The following is a 589-nucleotide window of genomic DNA, read 5'->3' as shown; positions in this document are numbered from 1 at the left end:
TTATCAGATGGTGATTACACCGTTGATGTAACGACACAAGATATAGCGGGCAACGAGGCAACAAGCAGCCTTGATTTCACAAAAGATACGCAAGCCAGTACAACGCTCGTGCTAGAAGACTCAGTAATAAACGCAGCAGAAGATGAAGCGGTAAGCGTAAGTGGTGTGGTTGATGATGTAGAGTCAACCAACAGCATAACGGTTACCTTTACGGATAAAGATGATAAAGAAGTCACTGTTGAAAACGTAACAATTAATGCAGACGGCACGTGGCAAGTGAGCGACGAAGATATAAGCTCACTTGCAGATGGCGACGTTACAGTAAGTGTGAGTGTATTTGATAACGCAGGTAACGAAGCGGTAAATACAGCCACGTTGACAAAAGATACGGTTGCGAATGTAACGGTAGATATTGTTGATACAGACGATGGCGTTATTAATGGCAATGGTGAAAATACTAACGTTACTATAAACGGCACTGCCGTAGGCGTAGAAAATGGGCAAACGGTCACCGTAGTAGTGAGTGATGGCACAAACAGTGAAACCTTCAGCGCAATAGTAACTGATGAAGCGTACACAATCACAGGTG

1 protein-coding gene is annotated in these 589 nt (G+C 43.8%); it reads left to right on the top strand.

What is annotated here, in order from left to right:
* A partial coding sequence (locus PSH54_RS20540; RefSeq protein ID WP_273607006.1) for a hypothetical protein occupies positions 1-589 on the top strand: 589 nt, incomplete at both ends.

It is taken from the genome of Pseudoalteromonas sp. Angola-30, from assembly GCF_028599215.1.
In the GTDB taxonomy this organism is placed as follows: domain Bacteria; phylum Pseudomonadota; class Gammaproteobacteria; order Enterobacterales; family Alteromonadaceae; genus Pseudoalteromonas; species Pseudoalteromonas atlantica.
Note: the sequence above shows the minus strand (reverse complement) of the source record. Positions and strands in the feature narration are given on the sequence as shown.